At 41.9% G+C, this 25,121-nt stretch carries 28 protein-coding genes and 1 riboswitch; of the genes, 9 read left to right on the forward strand and 19 right to left on the reverse strand.

Translation table 11 applies throughout. From position 1 onward, the window contains the following. The first annotated feature begins 1 nt into the window (after position 1). Positions 2-364 (forward strand): hypothetical protein, encoded by a 363-nt coding sequence (locus ACA086_RS00705; RefSeq protein WP_371001299.1) that lies wholly within the window; start codon positions 2-4, stop codon positions 362-364. On the opposite strand, the gene ACA086_RS00710 is transcribed toward ACA086_RS00705, so the two are convergent. Continuing rightward, a complete protein-coding gene (locus tag ACA086_RS00710) occupies positions 348-737 on the reverse strand; it encodes an HIT family protein (RefSeq protein WP_371001300.1) in 390 nt (129 codons plus the stop codon). The two genes, ACA086_RS00705 and ACA086_RS00710, sit on opposite strands and share 17 nt — an antisense overlap. A gap of 70 nt (positions 738-807) precedes the next feature. Continuing rightward, positions 808-1,284, reverse strand: coding sequence for a transcription elongation factor GreA (greA, locus tag ACA086_RS00715; protein ID WP_371001302.1), 477 nt, complete (start codon positions 1,282-1,284; stop codon positions 808-810). Between the two features lie 133 nt (positions 1,285-1,417). Here greA and ACA086_RS00720 point away from each other — a divergent pair, with 133 nt between their 5' ends. After that, positions 1,418-1,852, forward strand: a complete 435-nt coding sequence (locus ACA086_RS00720) for a hypothetical protein (protein ID WP_371001303.1) — start codon at positions 1,418-1,420, stop codon at positions 1,850-1,852. Between the two features lie 35 nt (positions 1,853-1,887). Here the strand turns inward: ACA086_RS00720 and ACA086_RS00725 are convergent, their stop codons facing one another. The 6 genes from ACA086_RS00725 to ACA086_RS00750 all read right to left on the reverse strand — a co-directional run bounded on the left by ACA086_RS00725 (position 1,888) and on the right by ACA086_RS00750 (position 7,964). Then, on the reverse strand, positions 1,888-4,059 hold the full coding sequence (locus tag ACA086_RS00725) for a TonB-dependent receptor (protein WP_371001304.1): 2,172 nt from the start codon (positions 4,057-4,059) through the stop codon (positions 1,888-1,890). Between the two features lie 117 nt (positions 4,060-4,176). Next, positions 4,177-4,292, reverse strand: a riboswitch (TPP riboswitch). Positions 4,293-4,345: 53 nt separating this feature from the next. After that, positions 4,346-5,887, reverse strand: a complete 1,542-nt coding sequence (locus ACA086_RS00730; protein WP_371001305.1) for a DUF4301 family protein — start codon at positions 5,885-5,887, stop codon at positions 4,346-4,348. Then, complete coding sequence (locus ACA086_RS00735; RefSeq protein ID WP_369748182.1) at positions 5,880-6,446, reverse strand: AAA family ATPase; 567 nt, start codon at positions 6,444-6,446, stop codon at positions 5,880-5,882. The genes ACA086_RS00730 and ACA086_RS00735 overlap by 8 nt, the downstream gene beginning before the upstream one ends. Beyond that, positions 6,407-7,039, reverse strand: coding sequence for a nicotinamide riboside transporter PnuC (pnuC, locus tag ACA086_RS00740; RefSeq protein ID WP_371001306.1), 633 nt, complete (start codon positions 7,037-7,039; stop codon positions 6,407-6,409). The genes ACA086_RS00735 and pnuC overlap by 40 nt, the downstream gene beginning before the upstream one ends. Further along, the gene (locus tag ACA086_RS00745) at positions 7,023-7,283 is read right to left on the reverse strand and encodes a thiamine-binding protein (RefSeq protein WP_371001307.1); all 261 of its coding nucleotides are present in this window, start codon (positions 7,281-7,283) and stop codon (positions 7,023-7,025) included. The genes pnuC and ACA086_RS00745 overlap by 17 nt, the downstream gene beginning before the upstream one ends. Positions 7,284-7,292: 9 nt before the next feature. After that, entirely contained in the window at positions 7,293-7,964 is a 672-nt protein-coding gene (locus ACA086_RS00750; RefSeq protein WP_371001308.1) for a 4'-phosphopantetheinyl transferase superfamily protein, read from the reverse strand. A gap of 84 nt (positions 7,965-8,048) precedes the next feature. On the opposite strand from ACA086_RS00750, the gene ahcY reads away from it, so the two are divergent. After that, on the forward strand, positions 8,049-9,365 hold the full coding sequence (ahcY, locus tag ACA086_RS00755; protein WP_371001309.1) for an adenosylhomocysteinase: 1,317 nt from the start codon (positions 8,049-8,051) through the stop codon (positions 9,363-9,365). Positions 9,366-9,437: 72 nt separating this feature from the next. Here ahcY and rpmA read toward each other — a convergent pair whose 3' ends face one another. The 3 genes from rpmA to ACA086_RS00770 all read right to left on the reverse strand — a co-directional run bounded on the left by rpmA (position 9,438) and on the right by ACA086_RS00770 (position 10,907). Beyond that, the gene (rpmA, locus tag ACA086_RS00760) at positions 9,438-9,698 is read right to left on the reverse strand and encodes a 50S ribosomal protein L27 (protein WP_371001311.1); all 261 of its coding nucleotides are present in this window, start codon (positions 9,696-9,698) and stop codon (positions 9,438-9,440) included. Between the two features lie 33 nt (positions 9,699-9,731). Then, positions 9,732-10,328, reverse strand: coding sequence for a 50S ribosomal protein L21 (gene rplU, locus ACA086_RS00765; protein ID WP_371001312.1), 597 nt, complete (start codon positions 10,326-10,328; stop codon positions 9,732-9,734). 138 nt (positions 10,329-10,466) lie between these two features. Beyond that, entirely contained in the window at positions 10,467-10,907 is a 441-nt protein-coding gene (locus tag ACA086_RS00770) for a DUF4199 domain-containing protein (RefSeq protein ID WP_369748174.1), read from the reverse strand. A 176-nt stretch (positions 10,908-11,083) separates the two neighbouring features. Here ACA086_RS00770 and ACA086_RS00775 point away from each other — a divergent pair, with 176 nt between their 5' ends. Continuing rightward, the gene (locus ACA086_RS00775) at positions 11,084-12,412 is read left to right on the forward strand and encodes a M16 family metallopeptidase (protein ID WP_371001313.1); all 1,329 of its coding nucleotides are present in this window, start codon (positions 11,084-11,086) and stop codon (positions 12,410-12,412) included. Between the two features lie 4 nt (positions 12,413-12,416). Beyond that, complete coding sequence (locus ACA086_RS00780) at positions 12,417-14,495, forward strand: M16 family metallopeptidase (protein ID WP_371001314.1); 2,079 nt, start codon at positions 12,417-12,419, stop codon at positions 14,493-14,495. Between the two features lie 33 nt (positions 14,496-14,528). Here ACA086_RS00780 and ACA086_RS00785 read toward each other — a convergent pair whose 3' ends face one another. Continuing rightward, positions 14,529-15,419, reverse strand: coding sequence for a DMT family transporter (locus tag ACA086_RS00785; protein WP_371001315.1), 891 nt, complete (start codon positions 15,417-15,419; stop codon positions 14,529-14,531). 87 nt (positions 15,420-15,506) lie between these two features. Here ACA086_RS00785 and ACA086_RS00790 point away from each other — a divergent pair, with 87 nt between their 5' ends. Further along, complete coding sequence (locus ACA086_RS00790; RefSeq protein WP_371001316.1) at positions 15,507-15,932, forward strand: hypothetical protein; 426 nt, start codon at positions 15,507-15,509, stop codon at positions 15,930-15,932. On the opposite strand, the gene ACA086_RS00795 is transcribed toward ACA086_RS00790, so the two are convergent. From ACA086_RS00795 to mutY, 5 genes are read right to left on the reverse strand one after another with little or no spacing between them, the layout of a single operon-like run. Further along, on the reverse strand, positions 15,929-16,864 hold the full coding sequence (locus tag ACA086_RS00795) for a pyridoxal-phosphate dependent enzyme (protein ID WP_371001317.1): 936 nt from the start codon (positions 16,862-16,864) through the stop codon (positions 15,929-15,931). The genes ACA086_RS00790 and ACA086_RS00795 overlap by 4 nt on opposite strands. 18 nt (positions 16,865-16,882) lie before the next feature. Then, a complete protein-coding gene (gene gldD / locus ACA086_RS00800; RefSeq protein ID WP_371001318.1) occupies positions 16,883-17,437 on the reverse strand; it encodes a gliding motility lipoprotein GldD in 555 nt (184 codons plus the stop codon). Beyond that, the gene (locus ACA086_RS00805; protein ID WP_371001320.1) at positions 17,427-18,755 is read right to left on the reverse strand and encodes a gliding motility-associated protein GldE; all 1,329 of its coding nucleotides are present in this window, start codon (positions 18,753-18,755) and stop codon (positions 17,427-17,429) included. Before ACA086_RS00805 ends, gldD begins: the two co-directional genes overlap by 11 nt. Before the next feature lie 23 nt (positions 18,756-18,778). Next, positions 18,779-19,249, reverse strand: coding sequence for a single-stranded DNA-binding protein (locus ACA086_RS00810; RefSeq protein ID WP_371001321.1), 471 nt, complete (start codon positions 19,247-19,249; stop codon positions 18,779-18,781). A 14-nt stretch (positions 19,250-19,263) separates the two neighbouring features. Beyond that, entirely contained in the window at positions 19,264-20,307 is a 1,044-nt protein-coding gene (gene mutY / locus ACA086_RS00815) for an A/G-specific adenine glycosylase (protein WP_371001323.1), read from the reverse strand. Positions 20,308-20,427: 120 nt separating this feature from the next. Here mutY and ACA086_RS00820 point away from each other — a divergent pair, with 120 nt between their 5' ends. The 3 genes from ACA086_RS00820 to ACA086_RS00830 all read left to right on the forward strand — a co-directional run bounded on the left by ACA086_RS00820 (position 20,428) and on the right by ACA086_RS00830 (position 23,043). After that, a complete protein-coding gene (locus tag ACA086_RS00820) occupies positions 20,428-20,718 on the forward strand; it encodes an HU family DNA-binding protein (protein WP_129606118.1) in 291 nt (96 codons plus the stop codon). A gap of 248 nt (positions 20,719-20,966) precedes the next feature. Continuing rightward, positions 20,967-22,514, forward strand: a complete 1,548-nt coding sequence (locus ACA086_RS00825) for an Rne/Rng family ribonuclease (protein ID WP_371001324.1) — start codon at positions 20,967-20,969, stop codon at positions 22,512-22,514. A gap of 49 nt (positions 22,515-22,563) precedes the next feature. Next, positions 22,564-23,043, forward strand: a complete 480-nt coding sequence (locus tag ACA086_RS00830; protein WP_371001327.1) for a regulatory protein RecX — start codon at positions 22,564-22,566, stop codon at positions 23,041-23,043. Positions 23,044-23,064: 21 nt separating this feature from the next. On the opposite strand, the gene ACA086_RS00835 is transcribed toward ACA086_RS00830, so the two are convergent. Both ACA086_RS00835 and bioB read right to left on the reverse strand, forming a co-directional pair. Next, a complete protein-coding gene (locus ACA086_RS00835; RefSeq protein ID WP_371001328.1) occupies positions 23,065-23,919 on the reverse strand; it encodes a cupin-like domain-containing protein in 855 nt (284 codons plus the stop codon). A 92-nt stretch (positions 23,920-24,011) separates the two neighbouring features. After that, positions 24,012-25,103, reverse strand: coding sequence for a biotin synthase BioB (gene bioB, locus ACA086_RS00840; RefSeq protein ID WP_371001331.1), 1,092 nt, complete (start codon positions 25,101-25,103; stop codon positions 24,012-24,014). Positions 25,104-25,121: the final 18 nt, after the last annotated feature.

A 25,121-nucleotide genomic window follows, 5' to 3' on the forward strand; every position in this document is an offset into this window, starting at 1 on the left:
TATGGCTAAAGAACAACTGGATATCATCAAAGAAGCAGATCTGACCAACAATTGCCCTGAATGCTTTAACCAGGAGCTGAAACTAACCTTTTTTCAAAAGCATATTATAAGTCGGTTTTATAACAGAACCACCGCTGAAGTAAGTCAGGAAATACGCTGTCTCACCTGCGGCTCTGTCATTTACCCCGTATCGTGGACGCAGGATATTGAGCGAAGTTTTGAGTATTTTCAAAAAATGGTTGTCCCTGAACCGAGGAGGACACGACTCACCAAACTAAGCCTTTGGCTAATTTTTCTCCTATTCGCAGTATCGGTTGCTCTGGTGTATATGTACTCCACCGGAATGTTTAAAGATGTGCTCTGATTTTTTTAGCTACTTCTTCAAATTCATCCTTTGTCAGGCTAACTTTTTCCTGAAAAGTGGCATTAGCCATCTTCTGCAGGGGGATGAGGTGTACATGAACATGAGGGACCTCAAGGCCAATTACCGTCATACCTACACGCTTACAGGGAATAGCTGCTTCCAGGGCGATACCTATTTTCCTTGCGAATTTCATCAGGCCTGCATAGGTCTCTTCATCCAGATCGAATAATCTATCAACCTCTTTCTTAGGAACACAAAGGGTGTGCCCCACTGCGTTGGGATTGATGTCAAGAAAAGCAAAATAATTCTCGTCTTCGGCAATTTTGTAACTGGGAATTTCGCCTGAGATGATTTTGGTGAAAATGCTTGGCATAGTTAGAGTATTAATGAAAAAAAAATCCTGCCATAGAAATGACAGGAGTAAAGATAAATATTTTTCTTCCTCAGTTCCTGGTGATCTCCAATATTTCAAATTTCAATGTCCCATTAGGGACGCTGATCTCAGCTGTATCTCCTACTTGTTTCCCCAGTAGCCCCTTCCCGATAGGTGAAGTCACAGATATCTTTCCCGACTTTAGGTCTGCTTCGCTTTCGGCCACAAGGGTATATTTCATCTCCATCCTATTTTGCTTATTGCGGAGTTTAACTGTAGATAATACCAATACTTTGGAAGTATCCAATTGGGATTCATCAATGAGGCGGGCATTGGCCAATGTTTCTTCCAGTTTAGCTATTTTCAATTCGAGGTGACCCTGCGCTTCCTTGGCAGCGTCGTATTCAGCATTTTCAGATAAATCCCCTTTATCCCTTGCATCTGCTATCGCCTGCGAGGCTTTAGGGCGTTCTATATCCCTTAAATGATTGAGTTCTTCCTTCAATTTCTTTAGTCCTTCCGCGGTGTAATAAGACACATTACTCATATCGTCTTCATTTTATAAATAGAAAATCCCCTGCATCTTCCACCCGGTTGTGGGTGTATTTTAGAGAGGATTATGGCCAAAGATACAGATTTTTTGATGAATTTTGCAGTATCATCCAATTCACGGAAGACCTATGAGATCTGTTCGATTCCTCTTTTTGTTCATTTTCCTGCTCGCTTGTAATAATGACCAGGGACAAAGAAATCCTTATTTACAGGAAATAGGATTCCGGTTTGAGATCAACCTCAATCTCCCGCTTTACAGTCCGCTTACCAACGCCGGTAATGCCGTTTATATTGGAGCACAGGGAGTTGGAATCCGGGGAGTTTTTGTGATGAATACCGGATTCACCTACAGGGTCTTTGAAGCCAGCTGCCCCAATCATTCCCCAAGTCCCTGCTCTACCACAGAACTAAACGGACAGACAGCGATATGCAGCTGTGAGGGATTTGAATACAGTCTTTTTACCGGGCAACAATTCTCCATACCTGATGACGGGAAGAGATATTACAATATGCTGGAATACCAGGCATCCCAAAGTGGAAATATTATAGTGATCAGCAACTGACCTCCGCTGTATCCAACAACCCGTTTAACGAACCCTTAAAACTCCATTTGTATCCCTATAAGTGCATTGATCCCGGCCTGGGGATAAAACCCTGCACCTTCTATTGTTGTAGTGGTTCCGGGATTGCTAAAATCGTCATCAAATGTGAAAAAATAACCGTTAGACACGTACTTGGCATCAAAGATATTATTTACCAGGGCCGACAAGACTATCCTTTTCAGCAAAGCCCGTGGTTTGATCTCATACGACACATTAAAGTCGGTTTGGGAATACGCTTCCAGCACCGATGAATCGGCATCAATATTTCCCATGTACTGCTTCCCAACATATTTGGTTAGCAAGGCAAGTGTAAATTCTGAACTTGGCTGATAAGCAATCCGGTTTCCAATGACCAACCCCGGGGAATAGGAGATATTTGTATTTCCCAATTCCTCCAAAATTCCATCTCTTTGAAAGACATAGTCTATATTTTTATTTGTGCTCAAGGCCAGGTTGGGTTGCCATAAAAAGGATTTTCCGAGCTTCAGTGCCGCATCAATCTCCAAACCGAGGCGGTAACTATCACCAATATTTGCCCTTAGCGGTGCCCCTACATCATTTAATTCCCCTGTTAGAACTAACTGATCTTTATATCTCATATAAAAGAGATTTGTATTGATCTGAATATCAGGAGTGACCAACCTCCAGCCAAGCTCCAGATCATTGAGGCGTTCCGGTTTTGGGTTGCCATTTTCATAGTCATTTCGGTTTGGTTCGCGGTTAGCCACAGCCCAGGAAAAGTAAAAATTGTTATTCGTATCCAGATCGTAAGTCAGTCCGGCTTTCGGATTGAAGAAATTAAAAGTGTCGTCTACAAGTCCGGTTTCATTCCCATTGGCTTGATACGCAACGGAGCGCAACTGCAGATCCCCGTAAAAGCTCCATCTGTCATTCCATTTATGATTCACCTTTGCAAACACATTAAAATCAGTTTTTCTTGAATTATCGTCATAATACCGATCCCTGATATCGGCTTCTGGTGCAAAACGGGCCCAAATTACCTCCCCAAAATGGTCTCCTTCATACAGGTTATATCCTCCTCCAAGGATAAACTTTGTTTTTTCAAAATCCTTATTCAGCGAAAACCCCGTGCCATAGAAATCATTGTCGAGCCACCTCCTCCTCACCAAGTCGGTTTCAGTTATAGTTTCTCCATTAACAGTAATGGCATCGTAGCCATAGGTGTCAAAATCATCATCTTCCCTGTACTGCTCAAAATATCCTCTCCCTCTGGTATAATGAAAGGCTAAACTTGAATTCCAGCCCTGCCCCAGATTCTGATTCCAGTGGAGTTGAGCATGGTCTTGTTTATAATTGTCTACTTCGTTTTCATAAAACCTGGTCTCTCCATTCTCATCAGTATATTGTCCTGCTGGATTAAATCTACGATCCGTGGCCAGGGTTTGGGCATCTATACCAAAATAAGCCTGATAGGTAATTTCATGCCCGCCGAAAAGTAAGGCCTTTACAAGTGTATTCCCGTCCCTGAAGGCACCTTGCAGAAAATAGGAATCAAGGGCAGAAGAAGCTCTGTCTATGTACCCATCAGAAATGATCCTCGAGAGTCGGCCTGAAAATTCAAAGGCCTCATTGAGCAAGCCTGTGGAAAACTTTACATTATTCCTCATGGTATTAAAACTCCCATAGGAGGTAGCCAGTTGTGCGTATCCTTCTTCAGATACGGCATCTGTAAGCAGGTTGAGGCTAGCTCCAAAGGCGCCGGCGCCGTTAGTAGAAGTTCCAACACCTCGTTGTAACTGCAGGTCTTCGGTAGATGAGGCAAAATCGGGCAAATTCACCCAGAAAGTACCGTGAGACTCTGAATCGTTATACGGAATACCATTAATAGTAACATTCACCCGTGTGGCATCGCTCCCCCTTACCCTTATACCGGTATATCCCACTCCTGCTCCCGCATCGGAAGTAGTTACAACAGAAGGAAGAAAATTCAAAAGAATAGGAATGTCCTGACCCAGGTTCCTGGGTGCTAATTCTGCCTTGGTAATATTAGAGAAGGTTACGGGTGATTCTTTGGTTACCCTTACGGATGAAACCAATACCTCATCCAGGATAATTTCTTTGGCCAGGGTGGTGTCTTTCGCCTGCTCCTGACCAAAGGCCATTCCCAGAGTTCCGATGATTACTGAAAAAATAATTCCTCTTTTCATTCATTTTGCTTTATGAATAAAAGGGGTAATTATTCAATTAATAATTTCTGAAACTATTTGATACCCATTTGGAAAGAGTCGAACATGGGTCTGATTCTTTCTCAAGTCCGGAACTTTTTTTATAAAAATCCGGATCCCTTGGCGGCATTACCCGCCCAGGTTCATTGGGTATACTCTCAGCCTGTTTTGTTCCTCAGGGAAGAAAAACTCCACAGGCACCCCTTTGAGATAAGACAAAGATAAGTACTCGATTCGGAATAATACTAAAATAAAAGGGGATCCTTTCTTAATTTACCTGATGCGCAGGTTTTAGTAGGTCGTTCACGGTTTTCACCGGATTAAAGGTAGAGGATGGTACTTCTACAAAAATAGTATTCCAGTAAGCCATAGCGCCATTCCATAGTCCTGGAAGTTCAAGTGCCTTGAGTTCTTTTCCCTCTTTTGTTTTCCGGGTGATAAACCCCTGCTTCTCATCCACGTAATTCATGAGGTTAAACTTATTCCCTTTAAAATCCTTTACTCCGCAAACAAGATCAACAGGATTAAAATGTGTTGCTTTTTTAAAGATAGCCGTCTGCTGTTCATGGCTGAGATCGACCTGGGCAGATTCAACGATTTGCAAACTTATATTTCCATTTCTGTCCTTAACCCAGTACGGACCACCTCCGGGTTCACCCTCATTCTTTACCATCCCACAAACGCGTATAGGTCTGTTGAGCTTATCCTTCAGGATCTCTATCTGCTGACCCAGGGTAAATCCCGAGAAATTTTCAGAAAAGCGCACATTGAGATCGTTTTCAAGAAATGATTTTACTTCATCCAGTGTATTCCCGTCCATGGTCTGCTCCTCAAGGATGTTTGAAAAATTAAAAATCTGCTCCTGCAGTTCAAGAAGTACGCCGGCCAGTACTTTTTTCGATCTTGCTATCTCATCGCATTTGTCGCGCGTAACTACATTGTCGATATTTTTAATAAAGATAATATCCGCATCCTGCTGATCGAGGTTTTGGATTAATGCTCCGTGCCCCCCCGGTCTGAACAGCACAGAATTATCCTCATTCCTGAAAGGCTGATTATCGGGGGTGACGGCAATGGTATCTGTAGCCTGACTCTGATAAGAGTAGTCTACTATAAAATTGGTGTCTGTCCGTTCAGACGCCCGTTTTCCCACCTTCTTTAGTTCAGTGTTAAAAAGAGTCTGGTGTTGTTCTGAAATAGTAAAATGGAGAAAGGCTTTGTCCTTAGACCTGGCATAGTAGGCAGCTTCTAAAAGATGCTCTTCAAAAGGAGTCACCAGATGGTCTTTGTATTTGTGAAAAGGCAGTAAGCCCTTGGGGTAAAATCCATAATTTAATCCTTCCTCACTCAACAATTCTTTTACGAAGGCGTATTTCGAGCTATCCTCAGATAGATTCTTTTGCCCAATGCGCTTTAAAACCATTTCATAAAATGGAAGTTCAGTGGCTCGCTCAAAAAACTCCCCTATTTCCTTTTGTTCTTTTCGGTCCACATATGAAGAGAAACGCTCTTTATCAGGTTTGTAAGTGTCGAGAAAGTTGAAAAGCGACTTAAACATCCTGGATGCTGCCCCGGAGGCAGGAACAAACTTCAGCAGGGAGAGCTTGGACTGTGAACTTTCGAATTTCTCCACCAATCTTTTATCCTGTTTCGCATCGGTTTTTAATATGCCATCCCCTACAACAGCAGGACCATGGAGGTTGATAAAAGGGATGCCTTCCACAAAGGTCCGTATCTGGGCTTCTACCGTTTTCCTGCTGATTCCTTTTTCCTCTAACTGCCTTATATCCCTTTGAGTAAATTCAATCATTCGCTAATATTTGGTCTATGTGCTCTATGGCTATCTTAAGTCTCTTCTCTGGTTCCCCTTTTAAAATAACAAAATTTCTGTTGTACTTCTCAAGGGTATCCTTAAAGTATAAATACATCTTCTCTCTTTCATCCGGTTTGTCTCTGAGATCATCTTTAACCCAGGGAGTATCAATGTAGGTTAGAAGATACAAATCATATTGATTTTCAAGGGCATATTTTTCGAGAATTGGATCTGTATAGCCCAGGTAATACGCCTCTGAGTAAACTTTTGTTTCAAGCAGATCGGTATCGCAAATCAACAGATCCTTTACTTTTTTAGTATACTCATTTTCCAATCGTATTTGTCCCTCAGCAATAGGAAGAAGGTCATGTGGTTCACATGTTTTATGTTCCCTGTCCCATTTATTCTGCAGGTATTCCCTGGCATATTCCGGAACCCAGAGCGTATTGTAATAGGAGGCTAATTGCTGTGAAAGGGTAGTCTTACCAGTGGATTCGGGGCCAAACAATACGATTTTTACAACGTCTGAAGGGATTTGTTTAAGTCTTTCTTCCATGCTAAATAACCTTGAACGGCCAGGATGGTAAAGATAAGATATTGAAGAGAAAGCATACCCCATCCTCTATAAGCATATAAGGGAACGGTAATAATATCTGCGAAAATCCAGAGGGTCCAGTTCTCCAGTTTTTTATTCGCCATGTACCACATGGCGGTAAAGAATACGCCCGAAGTAAAGATATCGATGTAATTAGCGCCTTCAAGCAGGGTGCCGAATCCCCTGTAGACCCCATATGTAACACCCATGGTCATCAGAAATAGCCCGAAACCTATTAATTTTTCCCTGGTATTGGTCCTGGTAATGTGGACTACTCTTTCATTACCTTTCACCCTGGCCCAATTCCACCAGCCGTATATGCTCATAACAGAATAGTAAAAATTCATCATCATGTCCCCGAAAAGCGCATCGACATAAAAAAGATAGACGGTAATTACGGTAGCCACCAGACCGGTTGGATATACCAGGATATTCTCTTTTTTAGCATAGACAACACTGGCAATCCCGAAAAAAAAAGCAATCGCTTCAAGTACAATCAGGTAAGGTTCCCTACCCATGTACGGATCGAGGAAAAAATCAGAAATGTGGTTCATACTCGCTGCGATCTGTTTTTACAATTTTCATAAACAGTAAACCATTGTCGAGCGTCTCAAAGACTTCTTTTAAATGGGTTTGGATTAGATTCATCACCTGATCATAGGGTCCGTATACTTGTGTGCTCAGTGGATTTTCAATTACCCGCAAGTCTGACGCCCTGAGCGATTTTATAAAAGCTATAACAGGCTCTTCAAACTGATCCTGTAGCGGACTAAGGGTAAGTTCAACTGAAATATTCATCGACTTTCTTTATTGTTTTTGGATTAAATATTCTTCTGATCCCTCAGACTTTATCTGCATGGCATAGGCACACGTAAATCCTTCAAATTCAAGAAAACGGACCTTAAAAAAGAAAGAGGTACCATTGAGGCGTATCAATCCGGTGGTCATCCCACTATCCATTTCAAAATCTTCGATATCTATGTTTTTAAGGAAACTGAGTCCGATAGTTGAATTGATTTTGTAGAGGGATTCCTTAGCCCCCCAGACCACCGTTAGTTTTCTCATCAGGCCGTGAGGGTCCGAAAAGGAACCGTATTCTTCAATAGGGGTAAACTTATGGGCAATTTTCAGGATCTTTTCCCTTTGTTTCTCGATATCAATACCTACAGGTATGTCATTACTGATGATTATTCCAGTGAATTGATAGGAATGGGTTATGGAAATAAATGATCCATCCTTTAAATGTGGTTTTCCGAGATCGTCGTAGTACAAATCCTGATCGGTATACCCTTCTTCAGCCATCAGATGCCTGATGCTCAGAAAACCCCTGCGATGAAGTTCCGACTTCATTCCCCGGTATCGTTCATTACAATGAGGCGTTAAAGTGATCCCCTCAGCCAGTGCATCTTCCTTTTCTGATATCTTCCAGATATGTATTCGAATCCCGGGATTTATTGTTATTGTTTTGTAAAGGGGCATGGGAGTTTTTAAGTTATCACTATCTTTGAGGTCCAAAAAAAAGCGGGAAACCGCGTGCTAACGAAAGTAAAAATAAAAAAAGAGATGAGCATTAAAACTGTGCCGTATGTGCCATACAAAGTTAAAGACCTTTCCCTGGCTGAATGGGGGCGAAAGGAAATAGAACTGGCGGAGGCAGAAATGCCCGGACTTATGTCGCTTAGGGAAGAATACAAAAAAGAGCAACCTCTGAAAGGGGCAAGGATAGCCGGATGTCTTCATATGACGATTCAGACCGCCGTTTTGATCGAAACACTTGTTGCTCTTGGAGCAGAAGTTACCTGGAGCTCCTGTAATATCTTCTCCACTCAGGATCAGGCAGCAGCAGCTATAGCCGCAACCGGTATTCCTGTCTACGCCTGGAAAGGGATGAATGAGGAAGAATTCGACTGGTGTATAGAACAGACTCTTTTCTTTGGGGAGGACCGGAAACCGCTGAACATGATTCTGGATGACGGAGGAGATCTGACAAATATGGTACTGGATACGTATCCCGAATTAGCTCCAGGAATCAAAGGCCTGTCTGAAGAAACCACCACAGGGGTACATCGTTTATACGAACGGATGAAAAATGGAACACTTCCTATGCCAGCCATTAATGTAAACGACTCCGTTACCAAATCGAAATTCGACAATAAATACGGATGCAAAGAAAGTGCTGTAGATGCAGTTAGAAGAGCAACGGATACCATGTTAGCCGGGAAAAAAGTAGTGGTAGCAGGCTATGGGGATGTTGGGAAAGGAACCGCAGCCTCGTTCAGAGGGGCAGGCTCTATTGTTACTGTTACGGAAATCGATCCTATTTGTGCCCTGCAGGCATGTATGGATGGGTATGAAGTTAAAAAGTTAGAGTCGGTGATAAAAACGGCGGATATCATAGTAACGGCTACCGGAAATAAAGATATTATCAGGGAGGAGCATTTCAGGGCCATGAGGGACAAGGCTATTCTCTGCAATATTGGTCATTTCGACAATGAAATCGATATGGCCTGGTTGAATTCTCAATACGGAAACACAAAGGACGAGATTAAACCACAGGTAGATAAGTATACAATAGACGGGAAAGACATCATTGTACTAGCGGAAGGCCGATTGGTCAATCTGGGTTGTGCTACCGGGCATCCGAGTTTTGTGATGAGCAATTCCTTTACCAATCAGACACTGGCACAAATAGAGCTATGGAAATACAGTGCTAAGTACGAAAACAAAGTCTATATGCTTCCGAAACATCTGGATGAGAAGGTAGCCAAATTACACTTAGCCCGACTAGGGGCTGAGCTTACGGAACTAGACAAGGAACAGGCAGATTATATAGGAGTGCCTCAGAACGGACCCTACAAGCCGGACTATTACAGATATTAATCGGCTGGTAGTTTTCAGCATAAAAAAAGCTCTTGAGAAATCAAGAGCTTTTTTTTATTCTGTTTAAATCATCTAAGCTTCAAAAGGCTCGATGGAAACATAAGATTTGCCTCCGGCCTTTTTCTCAAATTTTACCAGGCCATCCACCCTGGCATGCAGGGTATGATCTTTCCCTGCGTAAACATTCTCACCGGGATTATGCTTGGTTCCTCTTTGTCTTACAATAATATTTCCGGCAGTAGCAGCCTGGCCACCAAAGATCTTAACTCCGAGTCGTTTCGACTCTGATTCTCTTCCGTTTTTGGAACTACCTACACCTTTTTTATGTGCCATAATTCTATAAGTTTAGCGGAGTGATCTCCTTTATTATTTACTTAATGCAGCTATGAGTTCTGCCTTCTTCATGGAAGAATATCCCTCAAGGCCTTTTGCTTTTGCCATTGCTTTTAGCTCTGCAACCGTGTTCTTGCTCAGATCAGCACTTGCTTTTGGAGCAGCTTTCTTGGCTGGAGCTTCCTTTTTAGTTTCTTTAGCCTTCGGCGCCTCCTTTTTAGCCTTAGGAGCTGCAGCTTTCGGAGCAGTTTCCTTTTTAGCCTTCGGAGTTTCTTTTTTGGGAGCAGCCTCTTTCTTGGCCTCTACCTTTTTAGCACCCTTGGCAATAATACCTTCAATTTGGATTTCAGTGAGAAACTGACGATGTCCGTTTTTCTTCTGATACCCTTTTCGCCTTTTCTTCTTAAAGACGATAACTTTGTCACCCTTAAGGTGCTTCACGACTTTTGCCTCTACAGCAGCGCCGTCTATAGCCGGGGCGCCAACAGTTACGTTTTTACCATCTTCAAGGAGAAGAACATTGTGGAAAGAAACCTTCTTTCCTTCTTCTTCTTTTAAACGGTGAACGTAAACCTTCTGGTCTTTCGCAACCTTAAATTGCTGCCCTGCTATTTCTACAATTGCATACATAGCGTTTAATTAAATGATTAACCTAATTTGATCCATCAGACAGAATACCACCCCATGGAATCTTTTTAGGAGGGTGCAAATATACTGCTAAATTGATAAATCACAAGGGTTTTGAACACAAAAAAAGGGTTATCCTTCCTAGGTGTTTCTTGAAGACTTAAACAATTGCATAAATGACAGGGTAAGGACAATAGTGGTAGCAAATCCCATGATGGCCACAGTAAAGAAAACTATTGCCTCAAAACTTTCAAACCTGCTAAACCATTGTGATGACAAATGTTCAAGAAATTCGGGATCTATTTCCGTAGAGTAAATTGCAAAAAATACAGTAAAGATCAGGGTAGCTACAAAGCCGGTTATGAGTCCAGCTTTAAAACCTGTTCCATAGGTGAATTTTTCCTTTTCCTGAATCCTGAAATATTTGATCGCTTCATAGATAGCGAAACCGGTTATTACTCCATTGAATAAACTGTAGAATACATTTGTATGCAGATCTACAAGCGACAGTATCAGGAAATATGCAATAAGGCTTCCGCTGGCGGCTATTCCGAAGCGAATAGGAAGTGCAATTTTCATCATAGGTTTTTTGGTTAATGTGATGCTCTCAAAGTATGAAATTATCGTTAATATCGCTGTTAATTCTTGTTAAAGCTATGGGAATTTTTATATTTACGAAAGTAAAAGTTGAGGTTCTTATTACTCTCATCTAAAATTTCATCAATAGACTTACTTCATTTAATTTAATTACAAAACACATGAGAAAAAGAAAATTTTCAGTACCCTTCGTGGCCCTGCTTTTTATGGTTCTGACAGCCGGAGCCCAGGAAGTGGTTTTTGAGGAGTACGACCTGGATAATGGCTTGCACGTTATCCTTCATCAGGACAATACTGCCCCTGTTGTTACCACATCGGTAATGTACCACGTTGGCGGGAAAGACAGAACAGAAGGGCGGACCGGTTTTGCCCATTTATTTGAACACCTTCTTTTTGAAGGAACTAAAAATATCGAGAGAGGGAAATGGTTTGAGATCGTTTCTTCGAACGGAGGCAGGAACAACGCCAATACCTCTCAGGACCGGACTTATTATTACGAGGTTTTCCCAAGTAACAACCTGAAACTAGGTTTGTGGATGGAATCTGAAAGAATGCTTCATCCTATCATCAACCAGGAAGGGATCGACACCCAGCAAGAAGTGGTTAAGGAAGAAAAAAGACTTCGATATGACAACTCCCCTTACGGACAACTCTTGCCTGTACTAGGCGAAAACCTGTTTAAAGTACACCCCTACAAGGATCCGAATATAGGCTATATGGAAGATCTGGATGCAGCCACTCTTGAAGATGTTATCGCTTATAACAAGAAGTATTATGTTCCTAACAATGCAGTACTTGTGGTAGCCGGGGACATTGACGTTCCTGCAACCAAGAAAATGATATCCGATTACTTCGGGCCTATCCCCAGAGGAGAAGATATTGAAAGAAGCTATCCCAAGGAGGAACCTATCACCGAAGAAGTTAAAGCAACTGCTTACGATGCGAATATCCAGATCCCTGCCGTAATGGTCGCTTATCGCACCCCCGGATTTGCAGAAAGGGATGCCTATGTACTGGATATGATCTCTACATACCTGAGTGACGGAAAAAGTTCCAAGCTGTATAAAAAGATCGTCGACGATCAGAAACAGGCTTTGCAGGTAGGAGCATTTAACATTGGGCAGGAAGATTACGGGATGTACCTTGTTTTTGCTCTTCCGGTAGGTGAGACCCCTCTGGAAATTCTGGCCGCAGAAATGGAAGAAGAAGTGGCAAAGGTGAGGACAGAACTGATCTCTGAGAAGGATTACCAAAAACTTCAGAATAAATTTGAGAACAGGTTTGTCAATTCCAATTCAAGCGTTGAAGGAATTGCCGGTACACTGGCAACTTCATACATGTTATACGGTGACACCAACCTGATCAACAAAGAGATTGAAATCTTCAGATCAATCACCCGTGAGGAAATCAGGGAAGTTGCAGAAAAGTATCTCCAACCCAATCAACGTGTAGTGATCGATTATTTACCCAAAGACAAAACAGACAACTAGAAAGATGAAAAAATTATTTTATACTCTGATATTTGCATTTATAACGGTATCAGTACAGGCGCAGATAGACCGTTCCAAGATGCCGGAACCCGGACCTGCTCCGGAGATCAACCTGGACGACCCACAGAGATTTGAACTCGCCAATGGATTGAAAGTCCTGGTAGTGGAAAATCATAAATTACCAAGGGTCTCCATACAGCTCACCCTGGACAACCCCCCTATCCTGGAAGGCGACAAAGCCGGGGTCTCCAGTTTAACTGGAGCTCTCCTTGGGAACGGATCTACTTCCATCCCAAAGGACGAATTTAACGAGGAAGTCGATTTTCTTGGGGCGCGAATAAGTTTTGGTTCACAAAGTGCCTCTGCCAGCTCCCTCTCCAAGTATTTTCCAAGGATACTTGAGTTGATGGCAGATGCCGCTATTAATCCTAATTTTACTCAGGAGGAATTTGATAAAGAAAAGGATAAGCTCATTACCGGACTTAAAACCGAGGAAAAAGATGTCTCTGCTATCGCAGGAAGAGTGCAAAGGGCACTGGCTTATGGTACAGCTCATCCTTACGGGGAATTCACTACAGAGGAAACGGTTAACAATGTAAGTCTGTTAGATGTCAATCGATTTTATGAGAATTACTTTGTACCTGCCAATGCGTATTTAGTAGTTATCGGGGATGTGAACTTCGAGGAAGTAAAGGAACTTGTCACCGAGGCTTTTACGCCCTGGACAAAGGCTTCACCCCCTTCATTATCCTTTTCTAAGCCAATGGATGCGCAGTATACACAGATCAACTTTGTGGATGTCCCTAATGCCGTACAATCCGAAATCGCTGTTCAGAATCTTGTAGACCTGAAGATGAAGGATGCTGATTATCTGCCTGCCATTGTAGCCAACCAGATCCTCGGAGGAGGTGGCGAAGCCAGGTTGTTTCTCAATTTAAGAGAGGACAAAGGGTATACCTACGGTTCATATTCACGTATAGGTGATAATAAATACGTTCCTTCCAGGTTCAGTGCCTCAGCCAGTGTTAGAAATATGGTGACTGACAGTTCGGTGGTTGAATTACTGAAAGAGATTGACAAGATTGCCAAAGAGCCCGTATCTGCCAAGGAATTAGAAAACATCAAGGCAAAATATGTAGGGAACTTTGTGATGGCACTGGAAAGACCTTCCACTATTGCCAGATATGCCCTTAATATTGAAACTGAAGATCTGCCTAAAGACTTTTACAAGACGTATCTGGAAAGGATCAATGCTATCACAATAGAGGATGTTCAGGCGGCAGCAAGAAAATACTTCTCTGCTAACAATGCAAGGGTTGTTGTAGCAGGAAAAGGAAGTGAAGTACTGGAAAACCTGGAAAAGGTCACTTTCAATGGAAAATCAGTACCTATTAAATATTTCGATAAGTACGCCAATGAGGCCGAAAAACCGAATTATGAAGCCAGTGTGCCTGAAGGCGTTACAGTACAATCGGTTATCGATAAGTATTTTGAAGCCATCGGCGGAAAGGAAAATATAGCCGCAATAGAATCGCTGAAGCTGGTCTACGAAGGGAGTGCGATGGGTGCTACCATTAAGATCGAAGAGAAAAGAACTGCAGATAAATACTCTCAGACCACCTATATGAACAATTCGCCAATGATGGGCGTTATTGCCAAAGGGGATGAGTTGTATATGAAGCAGGGGGCCAACAAAATGCCGCTCCCTCCGGATCTTCAGCAGGATATGAAGAATTCCATGGGTATCTTCCCTGAACAAAAGATTGCGGCCAACCCCGATGCCAAAATAGGAGGAACGGAAATGATGGACGGGAAAGAAGTAATCAAAATAGAAGTTCCCGGCAAGGTAGTTCAATCTACATACTTTTACGATATGGAAACCGGACTAAAGGTGAAAGAAGCTTCCGTAACTTCCATGAATGGACAAACCCAGAATCAGGAAAGTATATTAGCGGATTATCAGGAGTTTGATGGGATAAAGTTTCCGGTAATGAGGACCAGTAATCTCGGACCTCAGACCATTGAAGCCAAGCTTCTTGAAGCCGTTATCAACTTTTCAGTCACAGAGGCAGATTTCGAATAAATATTATTGACAATCTAAACAGTGAAACGCATCTCAGGAACGGGATGCGTTTCTTTTTTTATTAACTAAATAGACGCCCAGCAGAATAATTCCCGATGCCACTACCTGCCAAATACTAAAACGCTCACCGTCTAGTAAACCCCAGAAAATCCCCACAACAGGGATCAAATAAGTGACGGAGACAGAAAAAACGGGAGAGGAAATCTGGATCAATCTGTTAAACATCACTTTGGCAACACAGGTTCCCAAAATACTCAGCACAATAACATACCCAAGGGAACTAATAAAATAATCTCCTTCCCTTACAGAACTGCTTAGTGCCCCTGACAGTATCATAAGGACAATCGCAGGAATGACCATAAAGGCAAAATTGCCTACTGCAATACCCATGGCAGAAACTTCCTGTAACTTACTTTTGATAATATTGGCATTGCAGGCATATAGTATAGTGGCAAGTACTACAAGTCCGGCATACCAGTAATTTTTACCCGGATTTATATTAGACCCCATATAAATGAGTAGGATGGCCCCAATTAACCCCACTAGGACACCTGCCAGCTGATTTCTGGTAAATGAAATTCGAAAGGCAAAGAAGCCAATAAGAATAGTAAAAAGAGGCACCAGGGAATTCAGGATGGATGCAATACTACTATCAATCTCAGTTTCAGCATAGGAAAAAAGAAAAACAGGTATAAAGCTTCCAAAGAGCCCCGAGAGGGCTACCCAAAACCATTCTTTCCCTGAGATATTCCTCAGGGATTTATATCCAACAGTCAGAAGAACTACAGAAGTAATCACAATACGAACCGAACCTAGTTGTATTGGCGTAAATCCTTCCAGTCCCTTCTTTATAAGGATATACGACGTTCCCCATATTATGGAAAGAACAATCAGATAGACCCATTTACGATTTACATCACTCAACTTTTCAGGATTTGCGCAAAAATGAAATATTTTCCTGGATTAGTCAGGATACTCTTTCGTAATTTTATGCTAATAAAAGAATGCATAATGACAATAAAATCTACACTTACATTTTTAGCACTCCTATTTATTGTAGTCTCATGCAAAACAGAGCCTAAAAAAGCAGAGACTACATCTAAAATGGAAGAAGTAATGGCAGTACATGATGAAGTAATGCCCAAAATGAGTACAATAAGTAAACTTGTTGCCCAATTAAAGCCCATGGCAGATTCCACCGAGACCGGGAAAGAATATATGTCGGCAATGAAAGATCTTCAGGCGGCTCATAAATCTATGATGGATTGGATGCAGGGTTTTGGCGCACGGTTTGATTCGGATGAGATCCTCAACGGGAAAGAGCTCACTGCAGAAAAAAAGAAGTGGCTTTTGGAAGAAGAGAAAAAGGTATATCAGCTTCGGGAAGATATTAATGGCAGTATTGCCCGGGCCCAAGATCTGCTGTCTGAAGACTAGAAAGGCAGGTTCGACAGATCTACATTCCCTCCTGAAATAATCACCCCAAGCTGCTTGCCTTTAAAGGCCGATCGTTCCCTGTAAAGTCCGGCGAGGGCTACCGCACTTGAGGCTTCAACCACAATCTTCATCCGCTCCCAAATAAGGCGCATTGCATCTATGATCTCCTGCTCCTCTACCCTGATGATTCTTTCCACATGTTCAAGAATAACGGGAAATGTATTGCTTCCCAATTGGGTTTTTAATCCGTCTGCAATTGTATTTGTGGTTTTATTATTCTCGATCTTTCGACTCTTCAATGATCGATAGGCATCATCAACTTCAAAAGGTTCCGTCCCAATTACCTTAGATGTATTCCCAAGATATGAGGCCGCCAGGGCAGAACCGGCAATGAGTCCGCCCCCTCCAACAGGAACGAAGATATAGTCGAGATTGGGATAATCCTGAAGAAGTTCATATGCGGCTGTCCCCTGGCCTAATATAACTTCAGGATCATTTGATGGGTGTATAAATGTCGCCCCTGTCTTTCGCTGAATTTCCTGAGCTGCTGTATTTCTGGCTTCGAGCGTGGGTTCGCATTCATAAATGATTCCACCGTACTCCAGTACTCCCTTTTTTTTAACTTCCGGTGCCGAAGTTGGCATAACGATATGTGCCTTCACTCCAATACTTTGGGCCGCAAGGGCCAATGCCTGCGCAAAGTTCCCTGAAGAATGGGTTACTACCCCTTTGCTCCTTTCTGCATCAGAGAGCTTAAGCAAAGCATGAGTAGCCCCCCTCATCTTATACGCCCCCATCCGCTGAAAATTTTCACATTTGAAGAACACCTCCGCTCCAATAATATCATTAATTAACCCGGAAGTAAGTACAGGGGTCCTGTGGATAAAGGGCTTGATTATCTCATGACAGGCAGGAAGCAGATCTCCATTCATTACAAAAGAATTATACAGTTACTTCCATTTAAGGGTTTCCAGGATCTGGCGTACATCCTTTTGTAGGTAGACTGCGGCCGGATAGATAGAATCGTAATTGGGTTTGGCATAAAAATACAGTGAGCCCGTGAGAAAGTGCCGGGTACTGTCTGTTGCATAGAATTGCGCCTGTGAAGCAGCATTTCCTTTTACCTCATAAAACATCCCATACACGCTATTATTTTCATCTATGTATTGTTGCTCCAGGATATTATCTGCTTTCACAACGTGCTCATAAGATAGTTTTTGAGCATCGGTTATCAATTCCACCAGATTATTCTCAACTGGTCGATAGGTGAGGTAAATTGCTCCTTTCAGGGAGGGGTAATCAAGGGTAAAGGAAGCAGATTTCAGGTCTTTTATACGGGCGTGGCTATTGTATTGAAAGCTATAAGCCGAAGTTTGTACCATCTTCGATTCGCGGGCAGGATATTCAAGACGAAGTTGAGCCTTGGGTTTGGGGAGTACCTCATCCTGGCAGGAATTCAGGATAAATACACAACACAATAGTAGTCCTATAAATCTATAATTCATTGGGCAGGGTTATTTTGATCTGTATAAGTCTTTTCCTGTCGAGGCTTTCCACGACAAACTGATAGTTATTGAATTCAATCAATTCGCCTCTCTTTGGAAAGCTGCCCGCTATCTCCAGCACAAAGCCTGCTATGGTCTCAGACTCACCTTTTTGCTCTTCAAATTCGGATTCATCTACAATTTTCGCTACGCGATAAAAATCTTTCAGGGTGGTTTTCCCGTCAAAAACATAGTTAAATTCGTCTAGTTTGGAAAATATTAGGTCTTCGTCGTCAAATTCATCACTGATGTCACCAACTATTTCTTCAATGATATCTTCCAGGGTAACAATTCCAGAGGTACCCCCATATTCGTCTACCACTACAGCCAGATGTATCTTTTTCTCCTGAAATTCGAGCAGTAAATCGTCAAGCTTTTTATTTTCAGGAACAAAATAGGGCTCTCTGATCAGGGATATCCAGGCAAACTGTTTGCGTTCGATATACGGCAAAAGGTCTTTAACATAAAGTACTCCGATTACCTTATCAATATGATCTGAAAAGACGGGAATCCTTGAGTATCCATGTTTTTTAATCTCTTCGAGTACCTCGGTAAACTTCATATCTTCCCTAAGGGCAAAAATGTCGATTCTGGGTCTCATAACCTGTTTTGTATCGGTATTCCCGAAGGATACGATCCCTTCCAGAATCTTCTGCTCTTCCTTGGTAGTGTCGCCTTCTGAAGTTAATTCGAGTGCCTGTGATAAATGGTCTACGCTCAGACTCGATTTTTGTTTCCCGAATTTGTTGTAGAGATATATCGTAGCTGATCTCATAGGGCTGCTCAATGGCGTTAGGAGGAAATCGAGCGCCCTGAGGGGATAGGCCATAAGGTGAGAAAACTGTTGCCTGTTGCGATTGGCATAGATTTTTGGCAGGATTTCACCGAACATCAGAATAAGGAATGTAGCGACTACAACTTCGAGTAAAAATCGGATCGAAATCACCCCCATTAGTTGATAGGTGATAGAGGAAAAAAGTGTATCCCCTATATCACTGAACAACAAGACGATACCAATATTGATGGCATTGTTGGCAATCAGGATGGTAGCTAATAACTTCTTGGGTCTTTCGAGTAGTTTTACCACTATGTTTCCAGGGGTCGTATTTTTTTCCTGAATATCCTTCAACTCAGTAATTGAAAGACTAAAAAAAGCGACCTCTGCTCCGGATATCAGTGCAGAGCAGCCGAGTAAAATAAATAGAAAAATGATCTTAAATACAATGAGATTGTCGTAAGCTGTAACACCAAAAAGTACTTCAAAGGGCTCAGGATCCACGCGTATTTCAGTTAATTATAAGATCAAAAAGGCAGGTCATCGTCCGATTCGGAAGATGCCATGGACCCGGTGGGTTCTGGCTTCTGTGCCTGAGGAGCCCTAGCGGTATCAGCGGTTTTTTTAGATGCTGTTTGCTGCTCCCCGGACATACTTTCTTGTTTGCTGGTAAGAAAAGTAAAATCCTGAACATGAATTTCGGTTGTATATTTAGTTACCCCATCTTCCCCCTGCCACTGCCTGGTTTTCAACCTTCCTTCCACATAGATTTTATCACCTTTACTGAGGTACTTTTCGCATATTTCTGCAGCCTTGTTGCGCACCACAATATTATGCCACTCTGTGGTGGTCACCTTCTCTCCTGTTTGTTTATTTGTATAGGATTCATTGGTGGCTATAGGAAACCTCCCGATACAATTACCTCCTTCAAAATAATGAAGTTTTACCTCATCTCCCAAATGCCCTATCAGCATTACTTTATTCAATGTTCCGCTCATGTCTCTAATTTAGTTCAAAAGTACGAATTTTTAAATGTATCGAGGAATTCAGAGACCAGGACAGGAGTAGGATAATCCTCCGTATTTTCAAGAGGTATTCCATTGGTCAATTCCTCTTCCATCTCCACAATTAAAAATCTGGTAATCAAATGCTGATGAGATAATTTATGTATAACCGGGTCTTTTCGCCATAGTACAATCTCAGTGGGGTTCTTATCCTCCTGTGTCAGGGATTTGTATACTTCCTCAGGTTCGAGTAATCGATCTGATTCAATTAGTGGAAATTCATATAAGTGCTGCCATATCCCCTTCCCCAGGCGTTTATTTAGGAGTGTATTTCCCCGGTTATCCAGGTATACGAGATAATTAAAATGCCGAATTCGCACTTTCCCCTTTTTAAGTTTTACCGGAAGCTCAGAAATTCTGTTTTGTTGCAAGGCAATACATTTTTTATTTAATGGACAGCCGGGACAATCAGGACTCTGAGGTTTGCATTGAATAGCCCCGAACTCCATAATAGCCTGGTTGTAATTGGCGATCTCATCTATATCCATGACTTCCAGGGCCAGGTTTTTAAAATATCGTATCCCTTCCGACCCGTTTATGGGAAGATCTATTCCAAAATAACGTGCTAAAACCCTGTATACATTCCCATCCACTACCGGAGTGGGGGCTCCGAAACATATGGAGGCGATGGCACTGGCAGTATAATCCCCGACTCCTTTGAGTTTTATAATCTGGTCATAGGAAGAGGGGAATTCACCCTGGAATTTGTCAACCACCGTTTTGGCGGTAACATGCATATTGCGGGCTCTCGAATAGTATCCCAATCCCTGCCATAAGCGGAGAACTTCCTGCTCATCGGCTTTTGCCAGTTCAAAAATATTGGGATAATGAGCTATGAATTTTTCGTAATAGGGCAATCCCTGTGCTACACGTGTTTGCTGGAGAATCACCTCCGATAGCCATATCCTGTATGGGTCCCTGGTTTGCCTCCAGGGAAGTTCCCTTTTATTTTTTGAATACCAGTTTAGAATAGTTTTGGAAAAAATGGTCATACCGAAGAAGTGAGTAAAAGTAAGCTTTTAAAGACTTAAAATTAGTTCATTAGGAGAAAAGAATGAATAATATTTATATATTTGCAAGCCTGAAAAATAACAGATTAAGTAAACATAAACATGACGAAAGCAGATATCGTATCTAAGATCTCAGAGAAACTGGGAATTGAAAAAGGTGATGTTCAAGCCACTGTGGAAACATTTATGGAGGAAGTTAAATCATCGCTCGAAAATGGAGATAATGTGTACCTGAGAGGATTTGGTAGTTTTATTATCAAAACACGCGCAGAAAAAACAGGTAGAAATATTTCTAAAAACACAACGATCAAAATACCTGCTCACAACATTCCGGCATTTAAACCCGCAAAGGTTTTTGTTGAAGGTGTAAAGAGTAACGTTGAAGTAAAATAATAACCGAAATTAAAGCAGAGTTTTATGCCGAGTGGTAAGAAAAGAAAAAGACACAAGGTGGCTACACACAAGCGAAAAAAACGCAGAAGAGCCAACCGCCACAAGAAGAAGTAGTTGCAATAACTACTTTTTCGTTTTAATACGTTCATTGACATAGAAATTCTCAAAAGGATTTCGACGGGTTAACACAACCTGTAACAACTAATGTTTAATCCATCCCGCAGGATGCGGGATAAAAATTGATTCAGGTGAATAGAGAATTAATCGTAAGATCAAATTCTGTTGCCGTCGATTTTGCCTTACTAAAAGATGGAAAACTCATTGAACTTCACAAAGACGAAAACGATCATAATTTTAATGTAGGAGATATTCTCCTCGCTAAGATCAGAAAACCGGTAACGGGTCTGAATGCCGCTTTTGTAAACGTGGGTTATGAAAAGGATGCTTTTTTGCATTACCATGACCTGGGACCTCAGCTGGCATCGATGTTGAAGTTTGTAAAAAAAGTGAGTACCGGGAAACTCAGAGATTATTCCCTTAAAAATTTTCCATTTGAAAAAGATATTGATAAGCACGGAACCATAAATCATGTGGTAAAAGCTAATCAATCTCTTTTGGTTCAGATCGTAAAAGAACCCATATCCACAAAAGGACCACGAATTAGTTCCGAGCTATCAATAGCCGGACGCTATTTGGTTATGGTCCCCTTTTCCGACCGAGTATCGGTTTCTCAAAAAATAGAGAGTAATGAGGAAAAAGACAGGCTGAAAAGACTAGTGAAAAGTATTAAGCCCAAAGGATTTGGAGTTATAATCAGAACCGTTGCAGAAGGCAAAAAAGTCGCGGAACTAGACAAGGATCTTCAAAACTTGCTGGACAAATGGACAGCAATGTGTAAGAAATTGTATAAAGCGCGCACCCCATCTAAAGTCCTTGTAGAGGTGAACAGAGCCTCTTCCATTTTAAGGGACGTTTTTAACGATACCTTCACAGGTATCCATGTAGATGATGAAACGCTTTATACCCAACTGAAGGATTATGTGCATGAGATTGCACCTGATAAAGAATCCATTGTTAAGTTGTACAGTTCATCAGTCCCCATTTTCGAAAAATTCGGGATTGAAAGACAAATTAAAACCTCTTTCGGACGCACGGCGTCTATGAGCAAAGGTGCTTATCTGGTAATTGAACATACTGAGGCCTTACACGTTATTGATGTCAATAGCGGTAACCGGTCTAATAAAGCCAATAATCAGGAAGATACCGCGCTGGAGGTTAATATGCTGGCGGCTACTGAAATAGCCCGGCAATTGCGCCTGCGGGATATGGGAGGAATTATCGTTGTCGATTTTATCGATATGGTAAAATCCGATCATAGAAAAAAACTGTTCGATCATCTCAGAAATGAAATGAAAGACGACCGCGCTAAGCATAAAATCCTGCCCCCCAGTAAGTTTGGCCTGGTTCAGATAACCAGACAAAGGGTAAGGCCGGAAGTAAATATCAAGACCACTGAGATAAATCCCAGTGGTAGTAGTCAGGAGGTAGAAGCTCCCATTGTATTGATAGAAAAAATCAATTCAGACCTGGAACATCTTTTAAAGAATACCCAAAAAGACAAGGGAATCGTGCTTAATACACATCCCTTTATCGCGGCGTATTTAACAAAAGGTTTTCCCTCGATAAGGTCAAAGTGGTTTTTGGAACACAGAAAGTGGATCAAAATCCAGCCAAGGGATGCATACACCTACCTCGAGTACCATTTTAAAGATAAAGATGGGAAAGACATTATCTAAAAAGCGGCTTCAGCAGAAGCCGCTTTTTTTGTTTTAGTACCTTTGATACATGCTGAAAAGAAAGGCCTACACTCTTCCCGAAGCCACTCGAAAAATGGAACACTATTGTGCCTATCAGGACAGGTGCCATCAGGAAGTATTACAAAAACTCAGGGAAATGCGCATGATACCTCAAGCCATTGACCAGATCATGGGACACCTTATTTCAGAAAATTACCTTAACGAAGAGCGTTTTGCCACAGCCTTTGCAAGAGGAAAGTTCAAAATAAAAAATTGGGGTCGGATCCGGATCAACCAGGAACTAAAAAAAAGAAATATCTCACCCACAATTATCAAAATTGCCCTGAAGGAACTGGAAGGACCCCAGTATTCCAGAGCATTGGAAATGTTGGCCAGAAAGAGACTGGATCAGCTAAAAGGCCTGGATCACTGGCAACAAAAAAGGAAACTCTCAGACTACTTATTTTACAGGGGTTGGGAAAGTCATCTGGTGTATGAGCAGCTCGATCGACTTATCGACAGTAAATAATCAATACAATAATCTTATTTACTAAAGGTATTTTTCAGTGCGTTCTATTGCCTTTTTATTCTTCCAGTCTATCCATTTCTTTCCTCTCCATTTACGCATCCCATTATCAAAATATCTCATAAAAAGTACATTGTAAAAAGCTTTACTGAGGTGCAGTGGATTCCTGGCGACCGACCTTAAACTCATTGAAAATCCCGGGGTATTATACTTCATATAATGCCAGTACCCTTCAGGCATATACAGGACTTCGCCATGACTCAGATTAGTCCTAAATCCGGAAGCGTGTTTAAGCGCTGGCCATTTGTCAAAATCAGGATTTGAAAAATCGATCGACTCATGAGTAATCAGAGAATGTGGCACTTTATACAAAAACTTACTCTCACTTTGAGGAAAGAGAATACATTCTTTTTCCCCCGCAAAGTGGAAATGAAAGATATTGGCCAGGTCGATGTCGTAATGCATAAAAGTATAAGAATCCCTCCCGCCAAAAAACAACATCGGCAGCCCTTTCATTACCGGAATGCCAAAATCAGGATATATAAAATCTTTCTGCAGCTCGGGCACTTCCTTGATGACATTCCAAAGGAAGATCCTGTATTTTGTTGGCTCCTTAAGAAGAAGGTCGATGTAGTCCTTCATCTTCATGGTCGCGTGGGGCTGGTTAAATCCCTCCTTGTGGTCAACGGGTCTGTTGTCGTAAAGAGGAACCGTTTTATTTCCCGCCACTTCACGGATATAATCAAAATTCCATTTGGAATACGCCGGCCAGTCATGGATGTAATTCTCAATGACTACAGGTTTTTGAGGCCGCAAATAGTCCTTCAGGAACTGTTCCTTGGTCAATGTTCTAACCCTGGGTATCTCTGTTAATTTCAATACAAGCCTGATTATTCGATAAAGTAAAGGTAAGAAACCGGATTTATTAGTCCATTTAGAAGGTGTAAGTTACAAGTCTGTAAAACCTACTATTAACGAGATTTTGCTTTTTGTTTAGCCATCTCATTTCGTTCAATCTGATGACCCGGCCTGGTCCACTTAGGTTTTTCACCTTTCGCCTCAAACTGAGATTCGATCTGTTCTACCGTTTTGGGTTGTGGCATTTTTTCAAAGGCATGCTGGGGTTCCAACCCCAATAGTTGAAACATTTCCATGTCCTCATTCACGTCCGGATTGGGAGTGGTTAATAATTTGTCTCCGGCAAAAATAGAATTCGCCCCTGCAAAGAAACACATCGCCTGGCCTTCTTTACTCATTCCCGTTCTTCCCGCTGATAGTCGTACCTGGGTTTTTGGCATCACGATTCGGGTTGTTGCAACCATTCTTATCATATCCCAGATTGAGACAGGTTCCATCTCCTCCATAGGTGTACCTTCCACAGCTACTAAAGCATTAATAGGAACCGATTCAGGCTGGGGATCAAGGGTGGCAAGAGCGACCAGCATTCCTGCCCGGTCCTCGAGTTTTTCCCCCATTCCAATAATACCCCCACTACAAACCGTTACATTACTTTTCCTGACATTTTCTATGGTCTGTAGCCTGTCTTCAAAAGCCCTTGTAGAAATAACATCTTTGTAGTAGTCTTCTGAAGTATCGAGATTGTGGTTATATGCATACAAACCGGCCTCGGCTAATCGTTTAGCCTGATTTTCAGTAAGCATTCCCAGGGTACAGCAAACTTCCATATCGAGTTTGTTTATAGTACGCACCATTTCCAAAACCTGTTCAAACTCCGGCCCGTCCTTTACATTTCTCCAGGCTGCCCCCATACAAACTCTTGAACTCCCTGAAGCTTTGGCTCTCAGAGCCTGGGCTTTTACCTGAGAAACACTCATAAGATCATTGCCTTCAATATCTGTGTGATATCGCGCTGCCTGCGGACAATAGCCGCAATCTTCAGGACAGCCTCCGGTCTTAATGGATAATAATGTTGAGACCTGAACTTTGTTGGGATCGTGAAATTCCCGATGAACACTTGCCGCCCTGTAAAGTAATTCCATCATGGGTAGTTCGTATATTTTGAGAACCTCTTCCCTTGTCCAATTATGTTTTAACTCTTTCATTATATCATTTTATGTCGT

It is taken from the genome of Muriicola sp. E247 (assembly GCF_041358175.1).
In the GTDB taxonomy this organism is placed as follows: domain Bacteria; phylum Bacteroidota; class Bacteroidia; order Flavobacteriales; family Flavobacteriaceae; genus Muriicola.

What these genes read in the sequence shown, in the direction of transcription:
- ACA086_RS00720 (WP_371001303.1), top strand. Translation starts at nt 1,418, where the DNA reads ATGAGATCTGTTCGATTCCTCTTTTTGTTCATTTTCCTGCTCGCTTGT.
- pnuC (WP_371001306.1), bottom strand. Translation starts at nt 7,039, where the DNA reads ATGAACCACATTTCTGATTTTTTCCTCGATCCGTACATGGGTAGGGAA.
- ACA086_RS00795 (WP_371001317.1), bottom strand. Translation starts at nt 16,864, where the DNA reads ATGAATGGAGATCTGCTTCCTGCCTGTCATGAGATAATCAAGCCCTTT.
- ACA086_RS00730 (WP_371001305.1), bottom strand. Translation starts at nt 5,887, where the DNA reads ATGATTGAATTTACTCAAAGGGATATAAGGCAGTTAGAGGAAAAAGGA.
- ACA086_RS00710 (WP_371001300.1), bottom strand. Translation starts at nt 737, where the DNA reads ATGCCAAGCATTTTCACCAAAATCATCTCAGGCGAAATTCCCAGTTAC.
- ACA086_RS00780 (WP_371001314.1), top strand. Translation starts at nt 12,417, where the DNA reads ATGAAAAAATTATTTTATACTCTGATATTTGCATTTATAACGGTATCA.
- rplU (WP_371001312.1), bottom strand. Translation starts at nt 10,328, where the DNA reads ATGTATGCAATTGTAGAAATAGCAGGGCAGCAATTTAAGGTTGCGAAA.
- bioB (WP_371001331.1), bottom strand. Translation starts at nt 25,103, where the DNA reads ATGAAAGAGTTAAAACATAATTGGACAAGGGAAGAGGTTCTCAAAATA.
- greA (WP_371001302.1), bottom strand. Translation starts at nt 1,284, where the DNA reads ATGAGTAATGTGTCTTATTACACCGCGGAAGGACTAAAGAAATTGAAG.
- ACA086_RS00770 (WP_369748174.1), bottom strand. Translation starts at nt 10,907, where the DNA reads ATGATGAAAATTGCACTTCCTATTCGCTTCGGAATAGCCGCCAGCGGA.
- ACA086_RS00810 (WP_371001321.1), bottom strand. Translation starts at nt 19,249, where the DNA reads ATGAGCGGAACATTGAATAAAGTAATGCTGATAGGGCATTTGGGAGAT.
- gldD (WP_371001318.1), bottom strand. Translation starts at nt 17,437, where the DNA reads ATGAATTATAGATTTATAGGACTACTATTGTGTTGTGTATTTATCCTG.
- ACA086_RS00775 (WP_371001313.1), top strand. Translation starts at nt 11,084, where the DNA reads ATGAGAAAAAGAAAATTTTCAGTACCCTTCGTGGCCCTGCTTTTTATG.
- ACA086_RS00705 (WP_371001299.1), top strand. Translation starts at nt 2, where the DNA reads ATGGCTAAAGAACAACTGGATATCATCAAAGAAGCAGATCTGACCAAC.
- rpmA (WP_371001311.1), bottom strand. Translation starts at nt 9,698, where the DNA reads ATGGCACATAAAAAAGGTGTAGGTAGTTCCAAAAACGGAAGAGAATCA.
- ACA086_RS00820 (WP_129606118.1), top strand. Translation starts at nt 20,428, where the DNA reads ATGACGAAAGCAGATATCGTATCTAAGATCTCAGAGAAACTGGGAATT.
- ACA086_RS00830 (WP_371001327.1), top strand. Translation starts at nt 22,564, where the DNA reads ATGCTGAAAAGAAAGGCCTACACTCTTCCCGAAGCCACTCGAAAAATG.
- ACA086_RS00725 (WP_371001304.1), bottom strand. Translation starts at nt 4,059, where the DNA reads ATGAAAAGAGGAATTATTTTTTCAGTAATCATCGGAACTCTGGGAATG.
- ahcY (WP_371001309.1), top strand. Translation starts at nt 8,049, where the DNA reads ATGAGCATTAAAACTGTGCCGTATGTGCCATACAAAGTTAAAGACCTT.
- ACA086_RS00745 (WP_371001307.1), bottom strand. Translation starts at nt 7,283, where the DNA reads ATGAATATTTCAGTTGAACTTACCCTTAGTCCGCTACAGGATCAGTTT.
- ACA086_RS00790 (WP_371001316.1), top strand. Translation starts at nt 15,507, where the DNA reads ATGACAATAAAATCTACACTTACATTTTTAGCACTCCTATTTATTGTA.
- ACA086_RS00735 (WP_369748182.1), bottom strand. Translation starts at nt 6,446, where the DNA reads ATGGAAGAAAGACTTAAACAAATCCCTTCAGACGTTGTAAAAATCGTA.
- ACA086_RS00750 (WP_371001308.1), bottom strand. Translation starts at nt 7,964, where the DNA reads ATGCCCCTTTACAAAACAATAACAATAAATCCCGGGATTCGAATACAT.
- mutY (WP_371001323.1), bottom strand. Translation starts at nt 20,307, where the DNA reads ATGACCATTTTTTCCAAAACTATTCTAAACTGGTATTCAAAAAATAAA.